Source organism: Solidesulfovibrio aerotolerans, from assembly GCF_009856865.1.
In the GTDB taxonomy this organism is placed as follows: Bacteria; Desulfobacterota; Desulfovibrionia; order Desulfovibrionales; family Desulfovibrionaceae; genus Solidesulfovibrio; species Solidesulfovibrio aerotolerans.
The window spans coordinates 1-408 of record NZ_WVUD01000142.1 but is presented as its reverse complement, the minus strand read 5'-3'; the positions used below and the strand labels follow the sequence as shown (position 1 = coordinate 408).

At 60.3% G+C, this 408-nt stretch carries 1 protein-coding gene; it reads right to left on the bottom strand.

The window, feature by feature from the left end; translation table 11 throughout:
- On the bottom strand, positions 1 to 408 hold a 408-nt coding region (locus GTA51_RS20460; RefSeq protein WP_160964319.1), incomplete at both ends, for an IS66 family transposase.

The window sequence follows — 408 nt, the reverse complement described above, 5'->3', positions numbered from 1 at the left end:
ACTGACGGCCTTGCCAAGCAGACTCTTGGGCGGGGTGGTGGCGACGCGAGCATCAAGCAGCGCCTTGAGCTTGTCCAGGATCGGGCTGGATTTTTCGGCTCGTAGCGCTTTGATTTGCTCCGGCGCAAGCTTTTGCTTTTCGGCTTGGCGCTCCACACCGTAGAGCTTGCCGATCAGGTCCAGGACGGCATGGGCCGTGCCCCCCGCAGCCTTTTTGCCGGTAGTCTTCTCGACCTCGACAAATTTTCGCCGGACATGGGCCATGCAGCCGAGATGGCGGATGCCTTCCCGTTCGCCCAGGGCCTCGTAGCCGCTATATCCGTCGGTCTGCAGATAACCTTGGAAGTTTCCAAGGATTTCTGAGGCCACACAGCCGGCCCGAGTCGGATGATAGCGAAAGAGCACGAC